The 23,005-nt window shown below is 59.3% G+C and carries 16 protein-coding genes; 8 read left to right on the top strand and 8 right to left on the bottom strand.

Annotation, left to right across the window (positions count from 1 at the left end; all coding sequences use genetic code 11):
* Positions 1–279 (top strand): hypothetical protein (locus MWU38_RS11630; protein ID WP_247271966.1); only part of this gene is annotated, 279 nt, incomplete at its 5' end.
* Between the two features lie 59 nt (positions 280–338).
* Here MWU38_RS11630 and MWU38_RS11625 read toward each other — a convergent pair.
* From MWU38_RS11625 to MWU38_RS11605, 5 genes are all read right to left on the bottom strand, one after another.
* Entirely contained in the window at positions 339–3,995 is a 3,657-nt protein-coding gene (locus tag MWU38_RS11625; protein WP_247271965.1) for a hypothetical protein, read from the bottom strand.
* Between the two features lie 179 nt (positions 3,996–4,174).
* On the bottom strand, positions 4,175–5,329 hold the full coding sequence (locus MWU38_RS11620; RefSeq protein ID WP_247271964.1) for an HlyD family efflux transporter periplasmic adaptor subunit: 1,155 nt from the start codon (positions 5,327–5,329) through the stop codon (positions 4,175–4,177).
* Positions 5,326–7,446, bottom strand: a complete 2,121-nt coding sequence (locus MWU38_RS11615; RefSeq protein ID WP_247271963.1) for an ATP-binding cassette domain-containing protein — start codon at positions 7,444–7,446, stop codon at positions 5,326–5,328. Before MWU38_RS11615 ends, MWU38_RS11620 begins: the two co-directional genes overlap by 4 nt.
* Before the next feature lie 12 nt (positions 7,447–7,458).
* Complete coding sequence (locus tag MWU38_RS11610) at positions 7,459–8,796, bottom strand: TolC family protein (RefSeq protein ID WP_247271962.1); 1,338 nt, start codon at positions 8,794–8,796, stop codon at positions 7,459–7,461.
* 63 nt (positions 8,797–8,859) lie between these two features.
* Complete coding sequence (locus MWU38_RS11605) at positions 8,860–10,170, bottom strand: glycosyltransferase family 1 protein (protein ID WP_247271961.1); 1,311 nt, start codon at positions 10,168–10,170, stop codon at positions 8,860–8,862.
* 357 nt (positions 10,171–10,527) lie between these two features.
* Here MWU38_RS11605 and MWU38_RS11600 point away from each other — a divergent pair, with 357 nt between their 5' ends.
* On the top strand, positions 10,528–11,517 hold the full coding sequence (locus tag MWU38_RS11600; protein WP_247271960.1) for an NAD(P)H-binding protein: 990 nt from the start codon (positions 10,528–10,530) through the stop codon (positions 11,515–11,517).
* Positions 11,514–13,268 (top strand): solute:sodium symporter family transporter, encoded by a 1,755-nt coding sequence (locus MWU38_RS11595; protein WP_247271959.1) that lies wholly within the window; start codon positions 11,514–11,516, stop codon positions 13,266–13,268. The genes MWU38_RS11600 and MWU38_RS11595 overlap by 4 nt, the downstream gene beginning before the upstream one ends.
* A 218-nt stretch (positions 13,269–13,486) precedes the next feature.
* Here the strand turns inward: MWU38_RS11595 and MWU38_RS11590 are convergent, their stop codons facing one another.
* Genes MWU38_RS11590 through MWU38_RS11580 form a run of 3 tightly spaced genes read right to left on the bottom strand, consistent with a single transcriptional unit; the run spans position 13,487 to position 16,442 of the window.
* A complete protein-coding gene (locus MWU38_RS11590; protein ID WP_247271958.1) occupies positions 13,487–14,410 on the bottom strand; it encodes a TauD/TfdA family dioxygenase in 924 nt (307 codons plus the stop codon).
* Complete coding sequence (locus MWU38_RS11585) at positions 14,403–15,359, bottom strand: aldo/keto reductase (protein ID WP_247271957.1); 957 nt, start codon at positions 15,357–15,359, stop codon at positions 14,403–14,405. The genes MWU38_RS11590 and MWU38_RS11585 overlap by 8 nt, the downstream gene beginning before the upstream one ends.
* 3 nt (positions 15,360–15,362) lie before the next feature.
* Positions 15,363–16,442 (bottom strand): Gfo/Idh/MocA family oxidoreductase, encoded by a 1,080-nt coding sequence (locus tag MWU38_RS11580; protein WP_247271956.1) that lies wholly within the window; start codon positions 16,440–16,442, stop codon positions 15,363–15,365.
* A 235-nt stretch (positions 16,443–16,677) separates the two neighbouring features.
* Between MWU38_RS11580 and MWU38_RS11575 the strand changes: the two genes are divergently transcribed.
* Genes MWU38_RS11575 through metH form a run of 5 tightly spaced genes read left to right on the top strand, consistent with a single transcriptional unit; the run spans position 16,678 to position 22,850 of the window.
* The gene (locus MWU38_RS11575; RefSeq protein WP_247271955.1) at positions 16,678–17,676 is read left to right on the top strand and encodes a metalloregulator ArsR/SmtB family transcription factor; all 999 of its coding nucleotides are present in this window, start codon (positions 16,678–16,680) and stop codon (positions 17,674–17,676) included.
* A 5-nt stretch (positions 17,677–17,681) separates the two neighbouring features.
* Entirely contained in the window at positions 17,682–18,620 is a 939-nt protein-coding gene (gene metF / locus MWU38_RS11570) for a methylenetetrahydrofolate reductase (RefSeq protein WP_247271954.1), read from the top strand.
* Positions 18,617–19,663: a homocysteine S-methyltransferase family protein gene (locus MWU38_RS11565; protein WP_247271953.1), complete on the top strand. Its 1,047-nt coding sequence runs from the start codon at positions 18,617–18,619 to the stop codon at positions 19,661–19,663. Before metF ends, MWU38_RS11565 begins: the two co-directional genes overlap by 4 nt.
* Positions 19,660–20,211: a GNAT family N-acetyltransferase gene (locus MWU38_RS11560; protein WP_247271952.1), complete on the top strand. Its 552-nt coding sequence runs from the start codon at positions 19,660–19,662 to the stop codon at positions 20,209–20,211. The genes MWU38_RS11565 and MWU38_RS11560 overlap by 4 nt, the downstream gene beginning before the upstream one ends.
* A complete protein-coding gene (metH, locus tag MWU38_RS11555) occupies positions 20,208–22,850 on the top strand; it encodes a methionine synthase (protein ID WP_247271951.1) in 2,643 nt (880 codons plus the stop codon). The genes MWU38_RS11560 and metH overlap by 4 nt, the downstream gene beginning before the upstream one ends.
* Positions 22,851–23,005: the final 155 nt, after the last annotated feature.

Genomic DNA, 23,005 nt, shown 5'->3' with positions numbered 1-23,005 from the left:
GATGACTATGATGGTGACGGGTTGCAGGAGGTGTATTTCGCGCTCACCGATGGCACAGCATTCTTGCGCGCCATCATGGAGGCCGATGGCAACATACGCTACGCCAACTATCAGGACGAGCGCGGTGTGATCGACTATCTCACCGCCAATGGCTTTGGCGAAGAGACATACGGCAACTGGTTCTCTGCCCCTGACGCGGATGGCGCAAGCGGCGCAGCGGCAATGCCCGCCGCGGCGATGGCCCCGATGGACCTGTTTCACGCCGAAGTGTTTGGCTGACGGGGCCGCCGCTCGGGGCGCGATCACGCCACGAGCAATCATCCCGCCAGCCTTGCCGTTTAGCCGAAGAACTCGGGCTGGATCATGTCCTGACGCGCGTAGAGAAGCTCGCCTGCATCCATCGCCGAAGCGGCGGCAATATCGTTCATCGCGACGGGAGGTGGCGCGGGCGGCGGGAACCAATCGCCATAGGTTTCCTCGCCAAATCCTTGCGAGTTGAGATATTCGGTAACCTGCTCCTGGCTCTGGTAATTGGCATATTGGATATTGCCATCGGCGTGCATCAGAGCGCGCAGATAAGCGGTGCCATCGGTGAGGGCGAAGTAAATCTCGGCAAAGCCATCGCCGTCATAATCCTGTGATCCGAGAACCCGCGCGATGTTGCCGATGAAAAGGTCGTTCTGGAAGCGCTGCTGGCTGTCGAAGGGGCCGCCTTGTTCCACGGTCCCTGCTTCGACGAGCGGGTCGATATAGATGCCGACCACGCGCGTGTCGCCGCCTTGTCCATGATTGTCGAACTGGACAAGGCCGTTCGCGTTGACGCCCACTTCTGCAAAGCGGCCATTTACCCGGTTCACGAAGATGACATCGTCGCTGCCATCAAGGTTTGCATCGGCCACGCCAATGCGCACCCAATGCTGTCCTGCGCCAATGTCATTACCGTCAAAATCGCGGATATTGACCATGAAGGTGTTCGGGTCATCGTTCCCCGGATCAATCGCAAGGCCGGTGCCAAGGTCGAGCAGTACGTTGATGTCGTCAAAGCGCAGCACTTCAACCTGCGTGACGCTATCGACCCCTTGGCCAGCGATGGAATAGATGCCGTTCTGACTTTCAAGAACCGCGAACTGGGCGAAATCTCCACTGAACACGGCTCGGTCGAAACCGGCCCCGCCATCAATCGTGTCATCGCCATTGCCGCCGGTGATGACATTGTTGCCCGATGTTCCGGTGAGCGTGTCGTCAAAGGCCGAACCTTCAAGGTTTTCAAAGCTGCTTACGGTGATGAGCCCGACGCCGGTGTCTTGTGCAGTGGTGAGTGCCAGATTGATCGACACGCCCTGTGCCGCGCTGCCAAAACGCAGCGTATCCGTGCCAGCCCCGCCGTCCAATTCATCGTCGCCGCCAGCGCCGTCGATGCGGTCATTGCCGCCCATGCCACGGATAACATTGGCCCCGCTATCGCCCGTAAGAGTGTCGCCGGACTGCGATCCGGTGACGTTTTCAAAGCCGCTTGCGGTTACAATGCCCGTGCCCACCTGTTGCGCCGTGGTAACCCGCAGATCAAAGGTCGCAGGCGCATTGGCGAACAGGAATTGGAGCTCGTCTACCCCTGCGCCCCCGTTCAGGGTATTGTCGCCGAAGCCGCCGTCGATAATGTCATTGCCGCCATTGCCGTTGATCACATTGGCAACGACCGAACCTGTCAGTGTGTCGTTCCCAGAACCGCCTTCGATGTTTTCGACATCGCTCAATTGCTCGGTCACATCGCTAGAGCCAAAGGTGCTTTGCGGATTATCCGATAGCGCAACGGTAAGGCCGGTGGTGGTGGCGGAAAGGTCGATCGTATCAATGCCGTCACCGCCGAAAAACGATCCAAAGCCCGCATTGTCCGTTACCAAATAACGGTCATCGCCTTGCTCGCCCACGAAGGTCGCTGCGCCGCCATTGTTGTTGAAGACATCATTGCCGCCTCTGCCCTCGACTTGCGTTCTCGAAGAGGGCGGCGCACTTCCTGGCCCCACGGTGATATTATCGGCAAACTCGGTCCCAATAATGCGCTCGATCGTTTCGACATTTTGGATTGTGCCTCCTCCGAAGATCACCGAAGAGCCAGCTAACAAATCGTCCGTGTTGAGCGTAATGCCGCTTTGCGCTCCACCAAATGAGAGCGAGACCAAGTCGAAACCATCGCCGCCATCAACATTGTCGCCAATGCCTGCGATCAGCCGATCGCTTCCTGCTCCGCCGATAAGCGTGTCGACTTCAACGCCATTGTCGACCGATTCTGAGAGGGTGCCGTCTGAGGCCAGGAAATCATTGCCATTACCGCCGGTCAAAAAGTCCGCGCCCGCACCTCCCGAAAGGCTCGCATCTGGCGGGTCACCAAAGCGGTCGGAAAGATCAACGCTGATGATGTCATCACCATCGCCGCCAGTGGCAGACATGGTCGTTCCGCTCACATCGCCCGGCTCGAACAAAGTGATCACATCGTTGCCCGCGCCGCCATCTGCGGAGCCATAGGTTTCGATGATGTCGTCGCCTTCACCGCCAAAGGCGAATGCTCTGAAACTTTGCCCGGTGTAGATGGTATCGTTGCCATTGCCGCCGAAATAATCGCCGCCATTGAAAGTGCCGCGCGCGTCGATCAGATCATCGCCTTCGCCGCCTGAGACTTGAGGTCCCCCGCCGCCAATAGACATGCTGATGATGATCTCATCATCACCGCCATAGCCGTTGATGATGCCATTGCCGATTGGGAAATCCTGATAGGGCGCGAGGAAATCGGCAAATTCAGAGCCCTCGATGATCTGGATATTTTCGATATTAACGATTGTCGCGCCTTCGACGGTGACTGCGCCTGTTGCTAGCCCTCTGAAGTCGGCGATTACGCCTTGGGTGGCTGATCTTAAGTCAATTTCTAGCCGGTCATTCCCGCCTAAACCATCTACATCCTGGCCAAGGATCGCCTGAAGATTATCATCGCCCTCGCTTCCGATCACGCCGGGATCAGAGCCAATCGGCTCGCTCAGGGAGATGATGTTGATGTAGCCGGTTTCTTCATTGGTGATGATGATGGTCTGGTCATCACTGGTGATACGGACAGAATCTCCGTTCGAGCCTCCTGCGCTTCCACCTGAAAGCCCGCTGCCTGACATGTCGAACACGCGGCGGACGGTCCAGTTCGATGTGTCGATCACGCTCAGCGTGTTGGAGTTGTAACCAAGCAGGAAAGCGCCATCAGAACTGAAGGCCATACCGTCTTCGTAAACGCCGAAAAACCGTTCTGCGAAAACGATGTTGCCAGCAAGATCGTAGACCTTGATCCCTTCGAACCCGACGCGCACGGCGATGAGGCCGGCCTCCGCCGAGACCGCCATGACGCCATTGTTGAAATTGCGCGGCTGAATACCAGTGCCAGGGCTAATCGTGCCGACCACCTGGCCTTGCGCTTCGTTATAGATCTGGATCTGCGCATCGGAAATGTCGATGTCAGCGATAAGCGCGATGCCATCGTCCTCGTAGATCACCGAATTGGTATTGAAGCCCGGATCGAAGGACTGCACCGCCGTCTGCGTTGCCAGATCATAAACATGCGATGGCGGGCCCGAGATCAGCAACTTGTCGCCAGAGACATATTCGATATCGCTCGGGTTGAGGCCCGAGGAATTGGGCAGCGGTATCGGCACAAGGTTTGATCCCGAGCCATTCGATACGTCGATTTCGTAGATCAACGGCGAGGCGGCGGTTCCGGTTGGCACGCCGATGCCGTAAATCGTGTTTCCGTCGTCAGAGATGGTAAGCGCAGAAAAGTTTATGTTCAGATTGTCAAACTGAAGAAGCGTGCGGGTCGCAACGTCGTATTGCACGAAAAAGCCGACGCCTGATGACACATAAAGTGTGGTTTCATCCGGGCTGAGAACGGTGCCACGCGCATCACCTGATTGAAGGTTGAAGATTTCAAAACCGGGACCGGTTGCAAAGGCTTGTGACATGGTGACTTTCGCTGCTGTGTGTTGATCGCCGAATGGTTTTTTCCTGCGGCAGGAGGGGCACCTTTCTTACGCCTTGGCATAGGAACAAGTAATTGACCCGTCGCAATTTCGACAAGAACTCTAGCGCTTTAGAAGGTTCATGCAAGTCAGGCGCAGCTATTGTCTTATGACGATGCCGACTACTTCTCTTGCAGGCTGTCCGAAACAGTCTTCAGGATCGGCTTGGTGATATAGTTCCAAACGGTTGATTCCCCGGTCAGGATCTCTGCCGTGGCGGTCATGCCGGCTTGCAGATTGATCGGCTCGCGGCCCTCGACTTCGATCATGGGCTCGGTATCGACTTCAAGGTTCACGCGGTAATATGTTTCGCTCGACCCGTCAGGGGATTGCTCGGTCAAGGTGTCCGGGCTGATGAAGACGACTGTGCCATCGGCAGAGCCATAGATCGCATTGTCGTAAGCATCGAAATTGACCCGCGCGCGTTGGCCGGATTTGACGAAGGCAATGTCGCGCGGAGGCACTCTTGCCTCCACGATGAGCTTTTCGCCCATGGGCACGATCTGAAGCACTTCTTCGCCCGCGCGCACAAAGCCTCCGATGGTGTTGAAGCGCACGTTTTTGACGATGCCTGCAGCTGGCGCGGTAAGCGCTGAGGCGCGAAGACGGTCGTCGGCCCGAGCCAGTATCTCGCGCGCTGAGGCGAGCTCTTCGTCGGTCTGTGCAAACTCGGTCTGAAGATCGCGCGCATGGTCAGAACGCACCTTGGAAATGCGCCCTTGCGTTTCGACGACCTGCCGCTGCATCCGGATGATTTCCGAGCGCGCAACATCGCCGGTTTCCAGAAGCGGCTCCGAAAGCTCCAGCTCCTGCCGCTGGAGGTCGGCCAGATTCTCCAAAGTGCGCAGCTCATCATTGAGCGCGCGGCGGCGGCGTTGATACAACTGGCGCTGGTTGGCCATGAATTCGGGATAGCCGCTGACCGAGGCGGGGAAGGAAAGCGGGCGGTCGTAAAGCTCTGCATTGATGCGCGCCATGCGGGTTTCGAGCGCTGCGACCTTGACGCGCGCTTCGCGCAGGCCGGCTTCGAGTTGCACGCGGTCGAGTTCGATCAAGGTCTGGCCCGCTTCAACCGCTTCGCCCTCGCGCACGGCGATATTGGCAATCGCGCCGTCCTGTTCGCTTTGCACGATCTGAACGCGGGAGAAGGGAACGACCTTGCCCGGCGCGCGGGTGACCTGATCGAGTTCGGCCCATTGTGACCACACGACAAAGCCGGTGACGACAAGGCCGATCACTAGGATGATCATCGTTGCAGGGCGCATCAGGAGGTTCATTTGCCGCCACCCTTCTTGATACGGGTTGTCACCGTCCCGGCGGGAGGCCGGTCGGGGGAGGGCGGCTTGGGCGCACCCTTGCGCATCATGGCCAGAAACTCTGCCACGGGCTGATCATTGATGATGGCCCCGCTTCGCATGACAATGACCCGCGAAAACCGTTCCAGCAGGGCGATCTTGTGGGTCGCCATGACGAGAATGCTCTGATTATTTTGCGCCGCGTCGAGCGCGTCCAGCACCTTCTTCTCGCTGTTGATATCAAGCGCCGATGTGGGCTCATCAAGCAGCCAGACCTGCGGAGATTGATGGAGCAGACGGTTGAGCCCGACGAGCGCGCGTTGTCCTCCCGAAAGACCAAGCCCGCCTTCCTGCACCACGAAATCGAGCCCCGATTGCCCCTCGCCAAACAGCGCATCAAGCCCTGTTGCACGCGCGGTTTCAATAAGCTTTTCATCAGGAATATCGGCAAGGCCCATGGTGAGCCCGTCGCGCAATGTGCCGCGCACCAGCCGCGAGCTTTGCGATAGGTAGCCGATGCGCTGACGCACCACGTCTTCGGCCAGTTGGGTAATGTCATACCCGCCAAGCGAAACCATCCCAGACTGCGGGGAATAAAGCCCAGCGATGAGTTTGAGCAAAGTCGATTTGCCCGCGCCAACGCCGCCGACAATGGCGACTTTCTCGCCTGGTTCGATTGATAGCCTTTCAATCTGAACGGCAGGCGGCCCTTCGCCGTAGGCAAAGGTCGTGTCGGTTATGGATAGCGGTCCGCTCACCGCCGAAGGGCGCAGGGCCGCGCTCGAAAGGGTGCGCTCGGTCGGATATTTGAGAAGCGAATCCAGCGCTTTCAAAGACGAGCGCGCATAGCCCCATTGCACGATCAGATTGGGCAATTGCGCGATCAGGGGGCCATTGATCCGCCCCACGATAATCGAGCAGGCAAGAAGGCCGCCGGTCGTAATCCGGCCAGTTGCCGCCAGATAGGCGCCATAGCCCATCACCGCGACATAGCTTACCTGCTGGAGCGTCGAGAAAATCGAACCCGAGACCGCCGAGGCGCGTTTGACCGGCACTTCGTAATGGTGGATTTGCCGGATCAGCGTGTTCCACTGTCCGATGATCTGCCAGCCGCCGCGATTGGCCTTGATCGTCTCGGTCGCATCGAGCATCTCGACGAGAAGGCCGTTCTTCTGATTGCCCGTCACCTGCGCGCGCTCGGTGCCTTTTCGGATGATGCTGGCGAACACAAACGCCATCGCAATCGCGATCGGCAGGCTGATGACAGGGACAAGCGCCACGCTGCCGCCGATGCCCCAGATCACAAGGATGAAAAGGACCGCGAAGGGCAGGTCGGCAAATACGAACAGCGTGCTCGAACTCATCACCTGCCGGATCTGCTCCTGCCCCTGAATTTGCGCGGCCATTGTGCCGATGCCCTTGGGCCGCACATCGAGCCGGATCGACTGGGCACGCGCGAAGAAAAACTGCGATACTTCCTTGTCGATATTCTGCGCCTCAAGCTCGATCAGCCAGGCACGAAGGCTGCGCAGGGCAAAATCGAGCAGCAACGCAAAAAGCACGCCGACGGTGAGCACGAACAGTGTTTCAAAGCTCGCCAGCGGGATCACCCGGTCGTAAAGCTGCATCGCATAAAGCGAGGTTGCGAGGGTCAAGAGGTTGGCAAAAACGGTCGCAAAAGCCGCGATGCCAAGCACACGTTTACGCCGCCAGATCGCATCGCTGAAGACGCGCCACGCGCTCTCGTGGGTTTCGTTCAAAGGGTCGGGGATATGCAGCGCAAAAAAGCTCTGGCTTTCATCGAAGCGCAGCGTTTCCCTGCTGCCGACAATCGCAATCTCGTCTTCGCCAAGGAACTGGCGCGCGGTGAGCCAGCCGCGCTGCGGATCATGGACCAGCAGCGGGAATTGATCGGGCTGCGGGCGACCGGAGATGCGTTCGGGCACATCCCACCCCATCGCCGCGCGCACGGTTTCAATCGCCTCTTCGCCGTCGCCAAGCGTTTCGACAGGCACATCGGCCTCCCATCCGGGCGGCAGCGAAGTGCCGCGAACGCGCGCGTAGGTGCTTATGGCAAGGAGAAGCGAGTGCTTGGTCATATTCTCGTCGCTTTAAATACCTTGCGGGCTCCAACGGCAAGTGAGTGCCAGAATTCGGGTTGCGGCCCCTTGCGCGCTGACCCGTGCGGTTTCGTAGGACACGCGGGCAAAGGTCTTTTCGCGCGCGGCATTGATCACGTCGAGCCAGCTTCTGCGTCCAGCGACAAATTGCCGCTGATAGCTCGCTTGCAATGCGTCCGCCGCTTCGAACGCGAGAAGGCCTGCCTCGGCCCTGCGCTGGCTTGAGCGAAGAAGCACATATTCCGCGCTGATCCGTCGCCGCGCCTCCTGATCCGCCTGTCCGAGCAAGGCAATCGCGCGGTCGACCCGCGCTCTTGCCGCGTCATTCACCGCAAATCGCGAAAGGCCATTGCCGCTTTGCCAACGCAGCACCAGAGCCGCCCGTGCTCCGGTGAGTTCGTTCTGCGACAGTTGAACAAGAAGCTGCGGCCACAGCGCGGATTTGGTGACATCGGCCCGCGCACTCGCCAGATCGACCTCGCGCTGAGAGCGTTCGAGTGCGGGCGAACAGCCCAATATCTCATCGAGCGCGAGCGCTTCAATCGGGACTTCGCCGGTGAGGTCGCCTTGCGGCATGACCGGGGGCAGCAGCCGGTCACCGACCAGTTCCTGCAAGCGCAGCAGTGCATTTTCACCCTGCTCGCGCGCGGTGGCAAGATCCACTTCGAGCTGTGTCACCCGCGAGCGGGCAAGCACGAGATCGACGGCGGGAGAGACTTCGCGTTCCACCCGCCGCTCGATCGAGGCCACCAAAGTCGCCATATCGGCAAGCCCGGCTTCTAGCGCCTTGGCCCGGTTGAAAGCGGTGAGCGCCTCGAAATAGGCAGAAGCAATGCCAACGACGATGTCATAGCGGATCTGGCGCAGCGCGCTTTCCCCCACATTGCGGCCCGCGCGCGCCGCATCGACGCCTGCGCCAATACCGCCGCCCGCCCAAACCGGCTGTTCAAGCGCCACGTTGAATGCAAGCCCGTCCTGATCGGCAATGCTGGAGCCGCCCGTGGTGGCAAGCACTTCGGCGCTGAGATTGGGCGCGCGCTGCCATTTGGCGGCGTTCAGTTCGCTTTCGAGCGCAGCGAGTTCTGCAAGCTGGGCCAAGACTTGCGGATTTTGGGAAACTGCCTTTTTTGCTGCATCAATCAGGGGGGCAGGCAGGCCTTCAACATTGCGGGCAGGAACATCGGCGGCTTCGGTGTCTTCTGGGCCATAGGTCTGCGCAAAAGCCGATGCGCACAGAAGCGATGCTGCAAGAGCAGGCGCGCAGACACGTTTTGAGGCAATAATCGCCCCTTGCCCTGCCTTGCGCCCCAATGCGCGCACCCTTCTCATTGCAACCTCAATCCCTCAACCCGCCGCACGCGCGATGGCTTTAACCCGGCTTAGTGCGCAGCCTTAAACGAAGCGATCATAGACTGCCTTGAGATTTTGGCGATACTTTTCCGGCGTATAGAGTTCAGCCTGCTTGCGTCCGCGTGCCGTGTAGTCCGCGCGAAGGTCAGCGTCTGCATCCACTGCGCGAATAGCCCTCGTGATTGCGGCAGTGTCATAGGGGTCAACGGCAATCGCTGCATCACCTGTCACCTCGGGCAGGGAGGAGGTGTTGGAGCAGATCACCGGCGTCCCCAAAAGCATGGCTTCGAGCGCAGGCAGGCCGAACCCTTCATAAAGTGACGGGAAGACCGCAGCGCGCGCGCCTCTGATCAGGCTGACGAGAAGCGGGAAGGGCGCATAAGGCAGTTGGATGACATTGCGCCGCGCGCCGCGCATCCGCTCCAGCCCAGTGTAATACGATTCCGCCGCGCCCAGCAATTTGAGCTCTTGCTCCGCCTTCCACGCCTGAGCGCCCACAATCACCAGCGGTGTGTCCACTTTCGAGGATAGATACGCCTCGATCATGCGTCCGATGTTCTTCTTGGGCTCAAGCGATCCCCAGAACAGGAAATAGCCCTTGTAATCGAAGCCCGTCAGCCCCTCGACCTCGCGGGCGACCTGATCTTCGGGTTTATTCGCGTACTTGTCCGGAATGCTCACCGATTGATAGGTGTTGGTGATCCGGTCAGGCGCGATGCCGACAAGGTCGACGAGATCCTGTTTGGAATTTTCCGAAACGGTTACAAAATGCGCTGCCTTTTGATCGAGCTTTTGCAACAGCTTGAGATAACGTTTTTTGTGGTCGAGCGTGGTGTAGGGCAGCCGCAAGGGCACAACATCGTGCAAGGTGTAAATGTTCGGGCGACCTTTCACCCAAAGCGGGATGGGATAGGTCCAGTGGGCAAGGTCCGGCTTTTCATCCATCCGCACCGCCGATGGCTTGCGCCACAGCCGGAACGCGCTTTGCGAGCGGACGAAAAGGTCGCGCGAGTTGAACAGGCGGTCAAATTTGGGAAGACGCGATTGGAACGTGCGCGTGACCACTCGGCCTGTGACCGGCACCTGCTTGGCGCGGAACGTCCAGGGCGCGTGCACTGCTTGCGGAATCTGTTCAAGGATCCGGATCAGCTTGTGGCGTTCATCCTCTCCGCTGTCGAAGAAGTAGATCTCGCTCAAAAGCTCATCCTTACCCGGGCTCATCCGGTTGCCGTAAAGAACGTCGATCTCATGGCCCAATGCCGCGATTTCGTAGCTCAAATTGCGCGCATAGGTCGCAACACCTGTGCCTTTCTCAAGGCCCAGATTGTATCCGTCGATCAAAATTCTAGACAAAGCGGGAAGTCTCTTAAATTACGGGGGGAAGAGAGACTTATATCTATCAGCGGTTTCGATGAGTGCCAATTGCCCTTTGCGCGCTTTAACTCGAAAGTGCGCCGAAATGCCGCCGATCTGGTTCAGTTTTTCGTGCAAGGCTAGCCATGGCTTGGGCCACGAAGCCGGCGTCTCGAGGCGGGCGTGCGTTGTGACGACGCTGCTGCCTCCTTCTCCAAGAAGCAGGTCCAATGTGTATGTATCGGGGGTTTCGTGACCGAACTGCGAGGCGTCGATCAATGCAAGGTGTGTTTGAGATACGCTGAAGCTGGGACTTTCGCTGTTCGCGCAGGATAACACTTCTGCGAAATTGACCCCTTGTTCATCGCTGCTAGGGTTGCGGGCGTGGGCGAGGCGGTCGAGACATCATACAATCCGGAAGGTTCAGCGATTGCGGTCGCGGGTGCAAGCGGCACCATTGGCCGCGCGGTGGTGCGCGCCCTGGCGGATGACGGGCGGGCAACGCTTGCCCTGATGCGCAGGGGCCCCGAAACCGATAACACGCACGATCGGGTAATGATCGACACCGTGCCGGCTGGTGACAGGCAAAAACTTGCACAAAGCCTGCGACACAAAGGCGTGCGCACAGTGATCTCGTGCATGGCCTCGCGCAGCGGCTCTCCCAAGGATGCGCGCGCGGTCGATTACCGGGCCAATCTTGACCTCCTTAAAGCTGCCGAGGAGGCCGGGGTCGAGCATTTCATCCTGCTGTCCGCAATCTGTGTGCAGCGCCCGCACCTTGCCTTTCAGCGGGCCAAACTGGCCTTCGAGGCCGAGCTCATCGCCTCATCGCTCGCGCATACGATCGTTCGTCCCACGGCCTTTTTCAAATCGCTGTCGCGCCAGGTGGAAAGGGTACGCAAAGGCAAGCCGTTTCTCCTTTTCGGCAATGGGGAGCTCACGCGGTGCAAGCCGATCAGCGACAATGACCTTGCCCGCTTCATCGTGGGCTGCATCGATGATCCCGAAGCGCGCGGCGCGGTCCTTCCAATTGGCGGACGCGGCCCTGCGATCACTCTCAAGGAGCAAGGCGAGTTGCTATTTGCAGCGGCTGGCATGGAGCCCAAATTCCGCTCGGTTCCCGTATGGCTGTTCGGCCTTTTCGCCAGCGGCTTTTCGCTGGGTGCCTGGGCCTCGGACTGGTTTGCACAAAAAGCCGAATACGCCCGGATCGCGCGCTATTACGCAACGCAGAGCATGTTGCTGCTGGACCCTCGAACGGGCGAATACAGCGATGAGGCAACGCCCGAGTTTGGAGAGGAACGCTTGGTGGATCATTACCGCGACCTGATCGGACACACCCGGTGAGCGGCAACCTTGTTTTCACCGCATTGAGCTGCGCATTTTTCATGGCGCTGGTGGGCTGGATCAGCTGGCTGAAAACGCGCGGGACAGCGGATACGAAGGACGGATATTTCCTCGCCGGACGCGGCCTTGGCGCCGCCTTTATCGCAGGCTCGCTCCTGCTAACCAATCTGTCCGCCGAACAACTGATCGGGCTCAACGGCTCGGCTTATGGCTACAATTTGTCGAGCATGGGTTGGGAGGTGACGGCGGCGGTCGCGACAATTGCGATGGCGCTTATCTTCCTGCCCAAATATCTTGCGGGTGCGTTCACCACCCTGCCACAGTTTCTGGGCGACCGCTTCGATCCCACGGTAAGGCGCATGTCGGTGCTATTGTTCATGCTGGGCTATGGCCTCGTGACGATCCCGAGCGTGCTCTATTCGGGTTCGGTGGCGGTGCTTTTGTTGTTCGATGTGCCGGTGCTGACGGGGCTTCCCTATTTCGAGGCGCTGGTGGGAACGGTCGTCGCCATCGGCGTGATCGGCGCAATCTATGCCGTGTTCGGTGGTCTGCGCGCGGTGGCGGTTTCCGATACGCTTAACGGTGTCGGCTTGCTGATCATCGGGGTGGCGGTGCCGGTGTTCGGTCTCATCGCGCTGGGTGGCGGGAGCTTTGCCGAAGGGCTGGCCACACTCGGCAACGAGCACACCGAGAAATTGAACGCCATCGGCGACAGCGACGCGCCGACACCGTTTGGCACGCTCTTCACCGGCATGATCTTTGCCAATCTGTTCTACTGGTGCACCAACCAATATGTGATCCAGAGGACGCTCGGCGCAAAGTCGCTGGCAGAGGGGCAGAAGGGCGTGCTCCTCTCCGGCTTTTTCAAGGTGCTGGTGCCGTTCCTGATGATGATCCCGGGTGTGATCGCCTTCCATATGTATGGGCCCCAAGGCGCAGGGGGATTGGGCACGATAGACGAGGCCTATCCACGGCTCATCCGCGATGTGTTGCCGTTCTGGATGAGCGGGTTCTTCCTCGCTGTGCTCTTGGGCGCGGTGTTCAGCTCGTTCAATTCGCTTTTGAATTCAGCCGCGACGCTGTTTGCGCTCGATATTTACGGGCCGGCAAAACAAAAGGCGCGGGGCGGTGAGGTCAGCGATGCAGAGCTTGTGCGCATCGCCAAGATCGCGAGCGTCATCATCGCGCTGTTTTCCTTCGTGGTCGCGCCTTTGCTCTATTTCTCGCCAGAAGGGCTTTGGCAGATTATCCGCGTGTTCACCGGCTTCTACAACATCCCCACCGTGGTAATCGTGATCGTCGGCCTCTTCACGGCGCGCGTTCCGGCGCTGGGCGCAAAGATTGTCATCATCTTCCACATCATCGCTTATGGCCTTATCCGCTTTGTGTTCGACGAAGTGATAACGCTCCACTTCATCCACCTTTACGCGGTGCTGTTCGTTGTCGAGGTTGCGATCATGCTTGGCTGTGGCTGGCTGAAACCGCGCAAGGAGGCATGGTCATTCACTCCGCGCGCGCAGGTCGACATGACGCCCTGGCCCCATGCAAGGCCGCTGGCCGTCACGCTTTTTAGCTGTGTGGTGGTAACCTATCTGATATTTTCGCCCCTTGGGGTCGCCAGCCTTGAGGGGCCCGGTGCGCTTTTTGCAGTGCTAGTTTCTGCTCTGGTCATCCTAAATGGCAGCGTCTGGGGCTTCTCGATAAGACAAAACGGTCTTCAGTCGCGACCGGGACACTTTAAAAGACCGTAGAATGTGCCATCTATTTGAAAGCGGGGCAGAACCTAAACTTTCGGGTGCATTATGATGCCATCACACGCAAAGAAGTTAGCTAATACCGGACTGCAACGCTACAGTAGCCCGCGTCTCATATACTATGGTAGCGTGCGCAATTTAACGGGCGGCAGCGGGTCGCGCGCGCGGGATGCTGGCACTCAAACGACCCGTTTCGTTTAAGAGATTGGTTTGAATCAGGCGATCAGGCTTGCGAGCACCCGGCGCTTGCCCTCGAACGGGCGGCGGCCGTGCATGACGGTGAAATTGTCGATCAGCGCGACGTCTCCTGCCTGCCAGCCAAGGTCATAGGTCAGTTCATCGGCAAGCGAGATCGCCGGGGCCATATCCTTCGCAGTGATCGCTTCTCCCCCGCCAAAGGTGATCGCCTTGTTCGGATCGTTGCGGCTGTCGGCCCAGCCGCGAAAGGCGGCGATCAACTGGTTGAAGAAGGTCTTGCGCCCATCCTCAAGCGTACGGACCGCGGGAAGGGCAGAGGTGGTGACGCGCAGCGATCCGTCCTCAAGCCATTCCCATGAGTAGCCAAGTTCCTCAAGCCGCGCTTCGGCCGCGCCCTTATCGCCAACGCTCAAAGTCGAGCGCCACGAGCGGCCCTGACCAGAGCCTGCATCGTCGGACCCCGGCATGACATTGGTGTAGCGCACACCTTCGGCTTCGAGCCGTGCGACAAAGGCGGGCGATTGTCCGGCCAGACGCTCCAGCACCCAGTCCGAGCGGCACAGCGGTGTCGCGCCGCCCGCATCCGGAGCGATCTCGCAATAGAAGAACAGCTTGGCAGGATAAAGCGGGGTCTGCGCCATCTCGTGATGGAGGAAAATCTCGGTCGTGGGCGGCGCTTCATTGGCGGTGAACACCCTTGGGGTCACGTTTGTGCGGACTGCATTGCTCAGCGAGTCCTCATAGGTGAAACCTGTTTCGCCATAGCCCTCGATAGCCGCGTCAAAGGCGAGCGGGTCCGGCACATCAAAGCCGCGAAACAGCAGCGCGCCCGCATCCGACAAAGCGGCATCGACCGCACCTTTGTTGGCGGAAAGGAAAGCAGCGAGATTGCCGCCGCCCGGGATGATACCGGGGAATTCTGATAGCTGTGCCTCAGTCATAGATCGGATGGAACCTCCCGAACGCTGCTTGCGCAAAGACACCCGGATCGTTGAAGCGGCGGTCCTGATTGAGCGCGCTTATCGCGGCCATCTCGACGGCGGAAAGTTCGAAATCGTCTATGGCAAGGTTTTCGCGCATCCGCTCTGGCTTGGTGGTCTTGGGGATGATCGAGGTCCCCCGCTTAACGCCCCATTTGAGGAGCACTTGCGCAGGTGTCTTGTCGTGAGCTTGGGCGGCAACCATCACGGGAGCTGCACCCAGCAAGCTTTCGCCTTGCTCCGCCATATTGAGTTCAAAATAGCTCTGCGCGCCCAAGGGGGAGAAGGCCGTTACATCAATGCCATAACCGTTTGCACAACGGATCAACTTCTCTTGGGTAAGGTATGGGTGGCTCTCGATCTGAAGATGGCTCGGCTTGATGGTCGCATAGCTCATGAGATCATGAATGAGGCCGGTGTTGTAATTGCAAACGCCGATGCGATTGACGAGGCCTTTCTCCACCAGCGCCTCCATCGCGTGCCACGTCTGGTGGAGCGGCACGCGGGCAGGGCGCATCTCGGGCTCTTCGGCATCCGGATTGAACAGCCATTCGGGCGGATACCGCTCCTCGATCGGCACATATTCGAGCGCGATGGGGAAATGGATGAGGTAAAGGTCAAGACACTCGACCTGCAAATCGGCAAGCGTCTTGCGGCAGGCTTCCTCAACGTGTTCGGGTGCGTGGAAGGTGTTCCACAGCTTGGAGGTGATCCACAGTTCGTCGCGGGTGACGAGGCCGTCGGAGATGGCGCGCGCTATCCCTTCGCCGGTTTGTGCCTCATTGGCGTAGTCCGCCGCGCTGTCGAAATGGCGATAGCCGGCGCGGATCGCCTCGACCACGGCGTTGGCGGTGTCTTCGCGCGGGATCTTCCAAAGGCCGAAGCCGACAGGGGGCATGGTGTTGAGCATGGGTTACTCTTCATCCTTATAAATTATATCGACCGGTTGGCGGCGCGCGATGCTTTCTTGGGCGGCCGCGCCGATGACGACCGAGCGGTAGCCGTCGCGCGCCGTGATAAGGGGCTTCGTGCCATTGACCAGAGCTGCGTGAAAGTCGCGCTGCTGGAAATAGGTGGCCCCGTGATGGTCGCCTGCGGCCAAAGCGTCGGGCGGCACGCTGATGTGTTCTTCAAACGGGCCGGACTTGTCGCGCGGAGCCCATGTGACGACACCTCCGGGGAGTTTTACCTCAAGCTTGCCCATTGGGCCTACCGCGCTGATTTCCTCTTGTTCGGGCGATCCTTCTGCGAACATGCAAAGATCGAGGACAGCGCGCGCTCCGCTGGCGAAATCGAGCATCACGAAGGCGTTGTCCAGAATGTCCGGGGTTTCGCCGTTGTAGCGTTCGTCCAGATGGTTCACGTCTGCTGCGCCGCTGGCATAAACGCGCACCGGTTCATCGCGAAGGATGTGGCGCATAAGGTCGAAAAAGTGGCAGCATTTCTCAACCAGCGTGCCCCCCGTATTGCGGTTGAACCTGTTCCAATCGCCGACCTTGACGAGGAAGGGAAAGCGGTGTTCGCGAATGGCAAGCATCTTGATGTCGCCTGCGACCCCGTGGTGCACCCTTTCGATGAACTCGGTAACGGGCGGCATATAGCGATATTCGAGGCCCACCCAGAAGAGGTTGTCATAGCTTGCCGCCGCTTTTGCCAAGGCGAGCGCATCGGCGGGATCGGTGCACATGGGCTTTTCGAGAAGCACCGCGCATCCAGCGTCCATCACCGGCTTTACCACGTCGTAATGGGTGAAGTTGGGCGAGGCGATGATCACCGCATCGGGTTTCGCCGCACTCAGCATATCATCGGCGTTGCTGAACAATTGCGGGCTTTGGCCAAGACTTTTTGCGTGCGCCTTGGCAGCCTCACGCGACCCTTCGTCAGGATCGGCAATCGCGGCCAATTCTGCGCCCGGCACGAGCGCCAGATTGGACATGTGCTCACGGCCCATCATGCCGCAACCGATAATCGCATAGGTGCGTGTCTCGCTCATGTGATCGCCCATACAGCAAAATCTGCCCTCGCAAATGGGCTTTTGCCAATGGCTTTGGCGGCACATCCGGATGCTGTCGTAGGGGGCCATCTGGTCAAGGTAGCCGCCGCGCGCTATCGCCCGCCCACGATCTGGCGCACGATCTGCAAACAAATTGCACCCGCCACCGCAAATTACGATCATTTTGCCGAGTGCATTTACACATATAAAAATATCTTTATATGTGCCCTGCAGCATGATCATCGAAACCATCTTCAAGGCTCTCGCTGACCCGACAAGGCTGCGCATCGCGCGGCTCTTATCGGCTATGGAACTGGCAGTTGGCGAGTTGGCGCAGGTGCTGGGCCAGAGCCAGCCGCGCGTCTCGCGCCATGTCGGCATCTTGTGCGATGCCGGGATTGCTGAACGCCGGCGCGAGGGCAGCTGGGTGTTCTTGCGCAGGGTTGGCGGCGAGGATGCAGGGCCGGTGCACGCCGCGCTTGAACGGTTGCTTGCAACAGCGGAAACCGAGAACGAAGAATTTGCCCGCATCTGTGCCGATGATCGCCGCAAGCTTGCCGCCATTCGTCAGGCGCGCGACGCCAGTGCCGAGGAATATTTCGCTGCCCACGCCAATGAATGGGACGAGCTTCGCGCCCTCCACACGCCAGAGGCCGAGGTCGAGGAAAAGCTTCTCGAGGCGCTGGGCGCAGCGCAAGGGGCATCGCTTGGCGCGGTGCTCGATATCGGGACAGGCACGGGCCGCATGGCCGAGCTGTTCGCGCCCCATGCCGAGCGGATCATGGCGCTCGATAAAAACGTCGAAATGCTGCGTGCAGCGCGCGCCAAGCTTCAGCATTTGCCAGCGGGCAAGGTTGATCTGGTGCAGGGCGATTTTGGGGACCTGCCTTTCGCTGCGGCCAGTTTCGACACCGTGTTCCTGCACCAGGTGCTTCACTTTGCGCAGGAACCGGCCGTGCCTCTTGCCGAAGCGGCGCGCGTGACCAAGGCGGGCGGGCGCATCGCGATTGTCGATTTTGCCAGCCATGACCGCGAAATCTTGCGCGACCGGCACCAGCACGCGCGCCTCGGCTTTTCCGAAGAACAGATGCACGCGCATTTGCGCAATGCCGGGTTTGAGCCGACCGCATCCCAATCGCTCGACGGCGGGGAACTGGTGGTCAAAATCTGGATTGGAACGCGCAAAGGGGCGGTGAGCGCCCCCTCGATTGATACCCCCCGTAAAGAAGCCTGATCAAAATGCCCCCGACCCTCAACCAATTGCACGAAGCGCGCACCGCGCTTGATAGTCCGCTGTTTTCCGATCTTCCCGGAGACATCGACATCAGTTTCGAATTTTTTCCGCCCAAAAGCGAAAAGATGGCGAAGACATTGCAGGAGAGCGTTGCGACCCTGCAGCCGCTTGGCCCTCGTTTCGTGTCGGTCACATACGGCGCAGGCGGTTCGACCCGCGAGCGCACCCATGCCGAGGTGGTGCGGGTGCAGAACGAGGCGGGCATTCCGGCAGCAGCGCACCTCACCTGTGTCGATGCGACAAGGGAAGAGGTGAATGCGGTCGCGCGCCATTACTGGGAAAGCGGCATCCGTCATATCGTCGCGCTGCGCGGTGATGCGCCCGATGGCGGCGCCTACACGCCTCACCCCGGCGGCTATGCCAATGCGGTTGAGTTGATCGCAGGGCTTAAAGAGGTGGCTGACTTCGAGATTTCGGTCGCCGCCTATCCCGAAGTCCACCCCGACAGCCCCGATGCGCAGGCTGATATCGACAATCTGAAAGCCAAGTTTGACGCAGGCGCCGACCGCGCAATCACGCAGTTTTTCTTCGATCCAGAGTGTTTTTTCCGTTTTCGTGACGAAGTGGCAGCAGCCGGCATTGACGCAGAGATCGTTCCCGGCGTCATGCCCGTGATGAGCTTTGCCGCGGTTCAGCGCATGAGCGGACTTTGCGGCACAGCCATCCCCTCATGGATGGAAGGCCTGTTCGAAGGGCTCGACGATCGCCCCGATGCGCGCCAGTTGGTAAGCGCGACCATCGCCGCTGAACTGTGCCGCAAGCTTTACGCAGGGGGCGTGCGCCAGTTTCACTTCTACACATTGAACCGCGCAGAGCTGTCCTATGCGATCTGTCATATGCTCGGCAAACGCCCTGGAACAGACAGCACCGGAGACGCCAAATGAACGCGCGTGCAAAACTCGAAGCCGCAGCAGCGCAGCGTGTGCTGATTTTTGATGGTGCGTTCGGCACACAGATTCAGGAGCGCAAGCTTACCGAAGAGGATTACGCGGGCGATCTGGGGCTTCGCGCCGATCAGAAGGGGAATAACGATATCCTCGCGTTGACGCGTCCCGATGTAATTGCCGATATTACGCGCAGCTATCTTGATGCTGGATCGGATGTGATTTCGACCAACACCTTTAGCGCCAACCGCATTTCCCAGGCGGATTACGCCGCACAAGATCAGGTTGCCGCGATCAACATCGCCTCCGGCAAAATCGCGCGTGAACTCGCCGAAGAATATGAAGCGAAAGACGGGCGCCCGCGCTTCGTGGCTGGCGCGATCGGGCCGACCAACAAGACGCTGTCGCTAAGCCCCGATGTCGAAGACCCCGGCTACCGCGAGATCGACTTTGACGAACTGACCGCCGTTTACAAGGAACAGGCGGCGGCCCTCATCGAAGGGGGATGCGATTTCATCCTGATCGAGACGGTGTTCGATACATTGAACGCCAAAGCCGGGATTATGGCGGTCAAGCAGCTTGAAGCAGAATTGGGCCGCGATGTCCCGGTCATGATTTCGATGACGCTGACCGACTTGTCGGGCCGCAATCTGTCGGGCCACACGGTCGAGGCGTTCTGGTATGCGGTGCGCCATGCAAAGCCGCTTACCATCGGCCTTAATTGCAGCTTTGGCGCGGACCAGTTGCGCCCACACGTAAAAGCACTCTCCGGCCTCGCGGATACGCTCATCATGGCCTATCCCAATGCGGGGCTTCCCAATGAGCTTGGCGAATATGACGAATTGCCCGACACGACCGCTGGCCTTGTGAAGCAGTGGGCTGAAGGCGGGCAGGTCAATATCCTTGGCGGATGCTGCGGCTCGTCGCCAGCACACATCAAGGCGATAGCGGACGCTGTGAAAGACCTGCCGCCGCGTTCGATCCCGACGCCCGAAACCGCGATGCGGCTGTCGGGGCTTGAAGCCTTCACCTTTGCCGCATGAGTGTGCTGCACGCTGAAAGAATTGCCGTGCGCGAGGCGGGCGCACACGATGCACAGCGCCTTTCGCTTGTCTCGGATGCGACGTTTCTGGAAACGTTCGCGCATGAGATACCCGGCGATGCCATGCTTGCCCATTGCCGCGAAAAACACGCGCCCGAATATATCGCCAGCCTGCTTGAAGGCGGGGCGAAGGCGTGGCTGGCGGAGATTGACGGATCGCCCGTCGGTTACGCGCTGCTTATCCCCGCGCCCGAACTTGACGCCGCGCAAGAGGGTGATGTGGAGCTGAAAAAAATCTACGTCCTCTCGCGCTTTCAGGGGACCGGAACGGCGCAGCGCCTTATGGCTGAAGCGGTTGCGGCTGCGAAGGGCAACAAGCGGCTCCTGCTTGGTGTAAAAGACGACAACCACCGCGCCATTGCCTTTTACAAGCGGCAGGGCTTTGAAATCATCGGCACGCGGCAATTTAACGTCGGCGGCGCGCTTTACGATGACTTCGTTTTTGCCCGCGACCTGACTGATGCTTCTCTACCGGAAATTACCCCATGACCATGCAATCTGCCTCCAGCTTCATCAATATCGGTGAGCGCACCAATGTGACCGGCTCTGCGCGGTTCAAAAAGCTTATCATGGCCGATGATTACACCGCCGCGGTCGAAGTCGCTCGCAGCCAGGTCGAGAACGGCGCGCAGGTGATTGACGTCAATATGGATGAAGGTCTGCTCGATGCGAAACACGCAATGACGACCTTCCTCAAGCTGATCGCAGCCGAGCCCGATATCGCGCGCGTGCCGGTGATGATCGATTCATCCAAATGGGACGTCATCGAGGCGGGGCTTAAATGCGTGTCGGGCAAGCCCATCGTCAATTCGATCAGCATGAAAGAGGGCGAGGAGCAATTCCTCGAACAGGCCCGCAAATGTATGGATTACGGCGCTGCGGTCGTCGTCATGGCCTTCGACGAGGTCGGACAGGCCGACACGAAACAGCGCAAGATCGAGATATGCAAGCGCGCCTATGATCTGCTTGTCGGCATGGGATTTCCGCCAGAAGATATCATCTTTGACCCCAATATTTTCGCCGTTGCGACAGGGATCGAGGACCACGACCGTTACGGCCTCGACTTCATCGAAGCGTGCACCGAAATCAAACGGCAGTGTCCCCATGCCAAGACCAGCGGCGGGCTTTCCAACCTTTCATTCTCCTTCCGCGGGAATGAAACGGTGCGTCGCGCGATGCACTCGGTCTTTCTTTATCACGCAATCCCCGCCGGGCTCGATATGGCGATTGTCAATGCGGGGCAACTGGACGTCTACGACACCATCGACCCCGTGCTGCGCGAGGCGTGCGAAGATGTCATCCTCATGCGTCCGGTGGAAGGTGAAGAGAGCGCCACCGAGCGGCTCATCAACTTGGCCGAAAGCTTCAAGGGCAAGAGCAAGGAAGACGACAAGCAGGCCGCCGAATGGCGCGGCTGGGAAGTGTCCAAACGCCTCGAACACGCGCTGGTCAAAGGGATCGACGCGCACATCGTCGATGATACCGAGGAGATGCGCGCGCAGATATTTGATCAAGGTGGACGCCCCATCGAAGTGATCGAAGGCCCGCTGATGGACGGGATGAATGTCGTTGGCGACCTGTTTGGGTCGGGCAAGATGTTCCTGCCACAGGTGGTCAAATCCGCTCGCGTCATGAAGAAAGCGGTCGCCCACCTCATTCCGTTCATCGAGGAGGAAAAGCTTCTTCTGCCCGAAGCCGAACGCACCTCCAAGGGCACGATCATCATGGCAACCGTCAAAGGCGATGTGCATGATATCGGCAAGAACATCGTGGGCGTTGTCTTGCAGTGCAATGGCTATGAAGTCGTCGATCTGGGCGTCATGGTGCCTTGGCAGGACATCCTTAAATCAGCGAAAGAGCATAAGGCCGACATGATCGGTCTGTCGGGCCTGATCACCCCTTCGCTCGACGAGATGGTGACGGTCGCCGAGGAGATGCAGAACGCTGGCATGACGATGCCTCTCCTGATTGGCGGGGCCACCACCAGCCGGGTGCATACCGCGCTGAAAATCGACCCTGCCTATGATGGTCCGGTCATCCATGTGCTCGATGCGAGCCGCGCGGTGGGGGTTGCCTCCAAACTGTTGTCCGACACCTTGCGCGACGGCTTCGTTGATGAAACCGCCGAGGAATATGAAAAGGTGCGTGTCGCGCGCGCTGGCAAAAGCGAAAAGGCGCTGCTTTCCATCAAGGAGGCGCGCGGCAATTTTTACGATGCGTTCCTGTCAGATAAACCCGCGCCCCCGTCGAAGCCCGGCGACCATCTGTTCGAAGACTGGCCGCTTGAAGACCTGATCGAAACCTTCGACTGGACGCCTTTCTTTCGGGCCTGGGAGTTGCACGGCGTTTACCCGCGTATCCTTGACGATGATGTGGTGGGTGAGGCTGCGCGCAACCTCAAGGCCGATGCCGATGCGATGCTGGAGACGATTGTCTCGGAAAAATGGCTTACCGCAAAAGCCGTCGCGGGCCTGTGGCCATGCGCGCGCGCTCATGATTGCCGCGATGATGTGATGATCCATGTCGAGGAGGAAAAGCACGTCCGGATGCCGTTCCTTCGCCAGCAGGTCATCAAGAGCCGCGACCGGGCGAATATGTGTCTTGCCGACTTTATCGACCCGGCGGGCGACTGGATGGGGGGCTTTGTCGTTGGGATACACGGGATCGAGCCGCATCTGGCGCGCTTTCGCGCAGACAAGGACGATTATTCCGACATTCTGCTCAAAGCGTTAGCTGACCGGTTTGCCGAAAGCCTGGCTGAACGCTTGCACCAGCATGTGCGCACTGACTTGTGGGGTTACGCGCCTGGTGAACAGCTCGACAATGAGGCGCTGATCAAGGAGAAGTATCGCGGTATCCGTCCGGCGCCCGGCTATCCCGCGTGCCCCGACCATTCCCTGAAACCGATCCTGTTCGATATGCTGGATGCCGAGGCCAAGATTGGCGTGTCGCTGACTGAAAGCTTTGCCATGTGGCCCACGTCGGCGGTCAGCGGGCTTTATTTCGGGCATCCGGAAGCAGCCTATTTCGGGGTCGCCAAGATCGGCCGCGACCAGCTCGAAGACTATGCGCAGCGGCGCGGCGTCGACATTGCGACAGCAGAACGGTGGCTGAGGCCAAACCTCTAAGCTTCTGTTCGCGGGTCATATTTGGGCCGTACAAAGACACAAAATTGCCTTGGCACGCTTTTTCAAATCGCGAGCAGGTGGTGTTATTGTGCACTTGTCGGCCTGCCCCATATAGGTACAGATGTGCAGGAAAGGCGCACAATTCAGCCTTTCTC

The sequence above is a fragment of the Qipengyuania sp. S6317L1 genome (genome assembly GCF_023015615.1).
Lineage (GTDB): Bacteria > Pseudomonadota > Alphaproteobacteria > Sphingomonadales > Sphingomonadaceae > Erythrobacter.
This window is presented reverse-complemented; position numbering and strand designations above follow the sequence as displayed.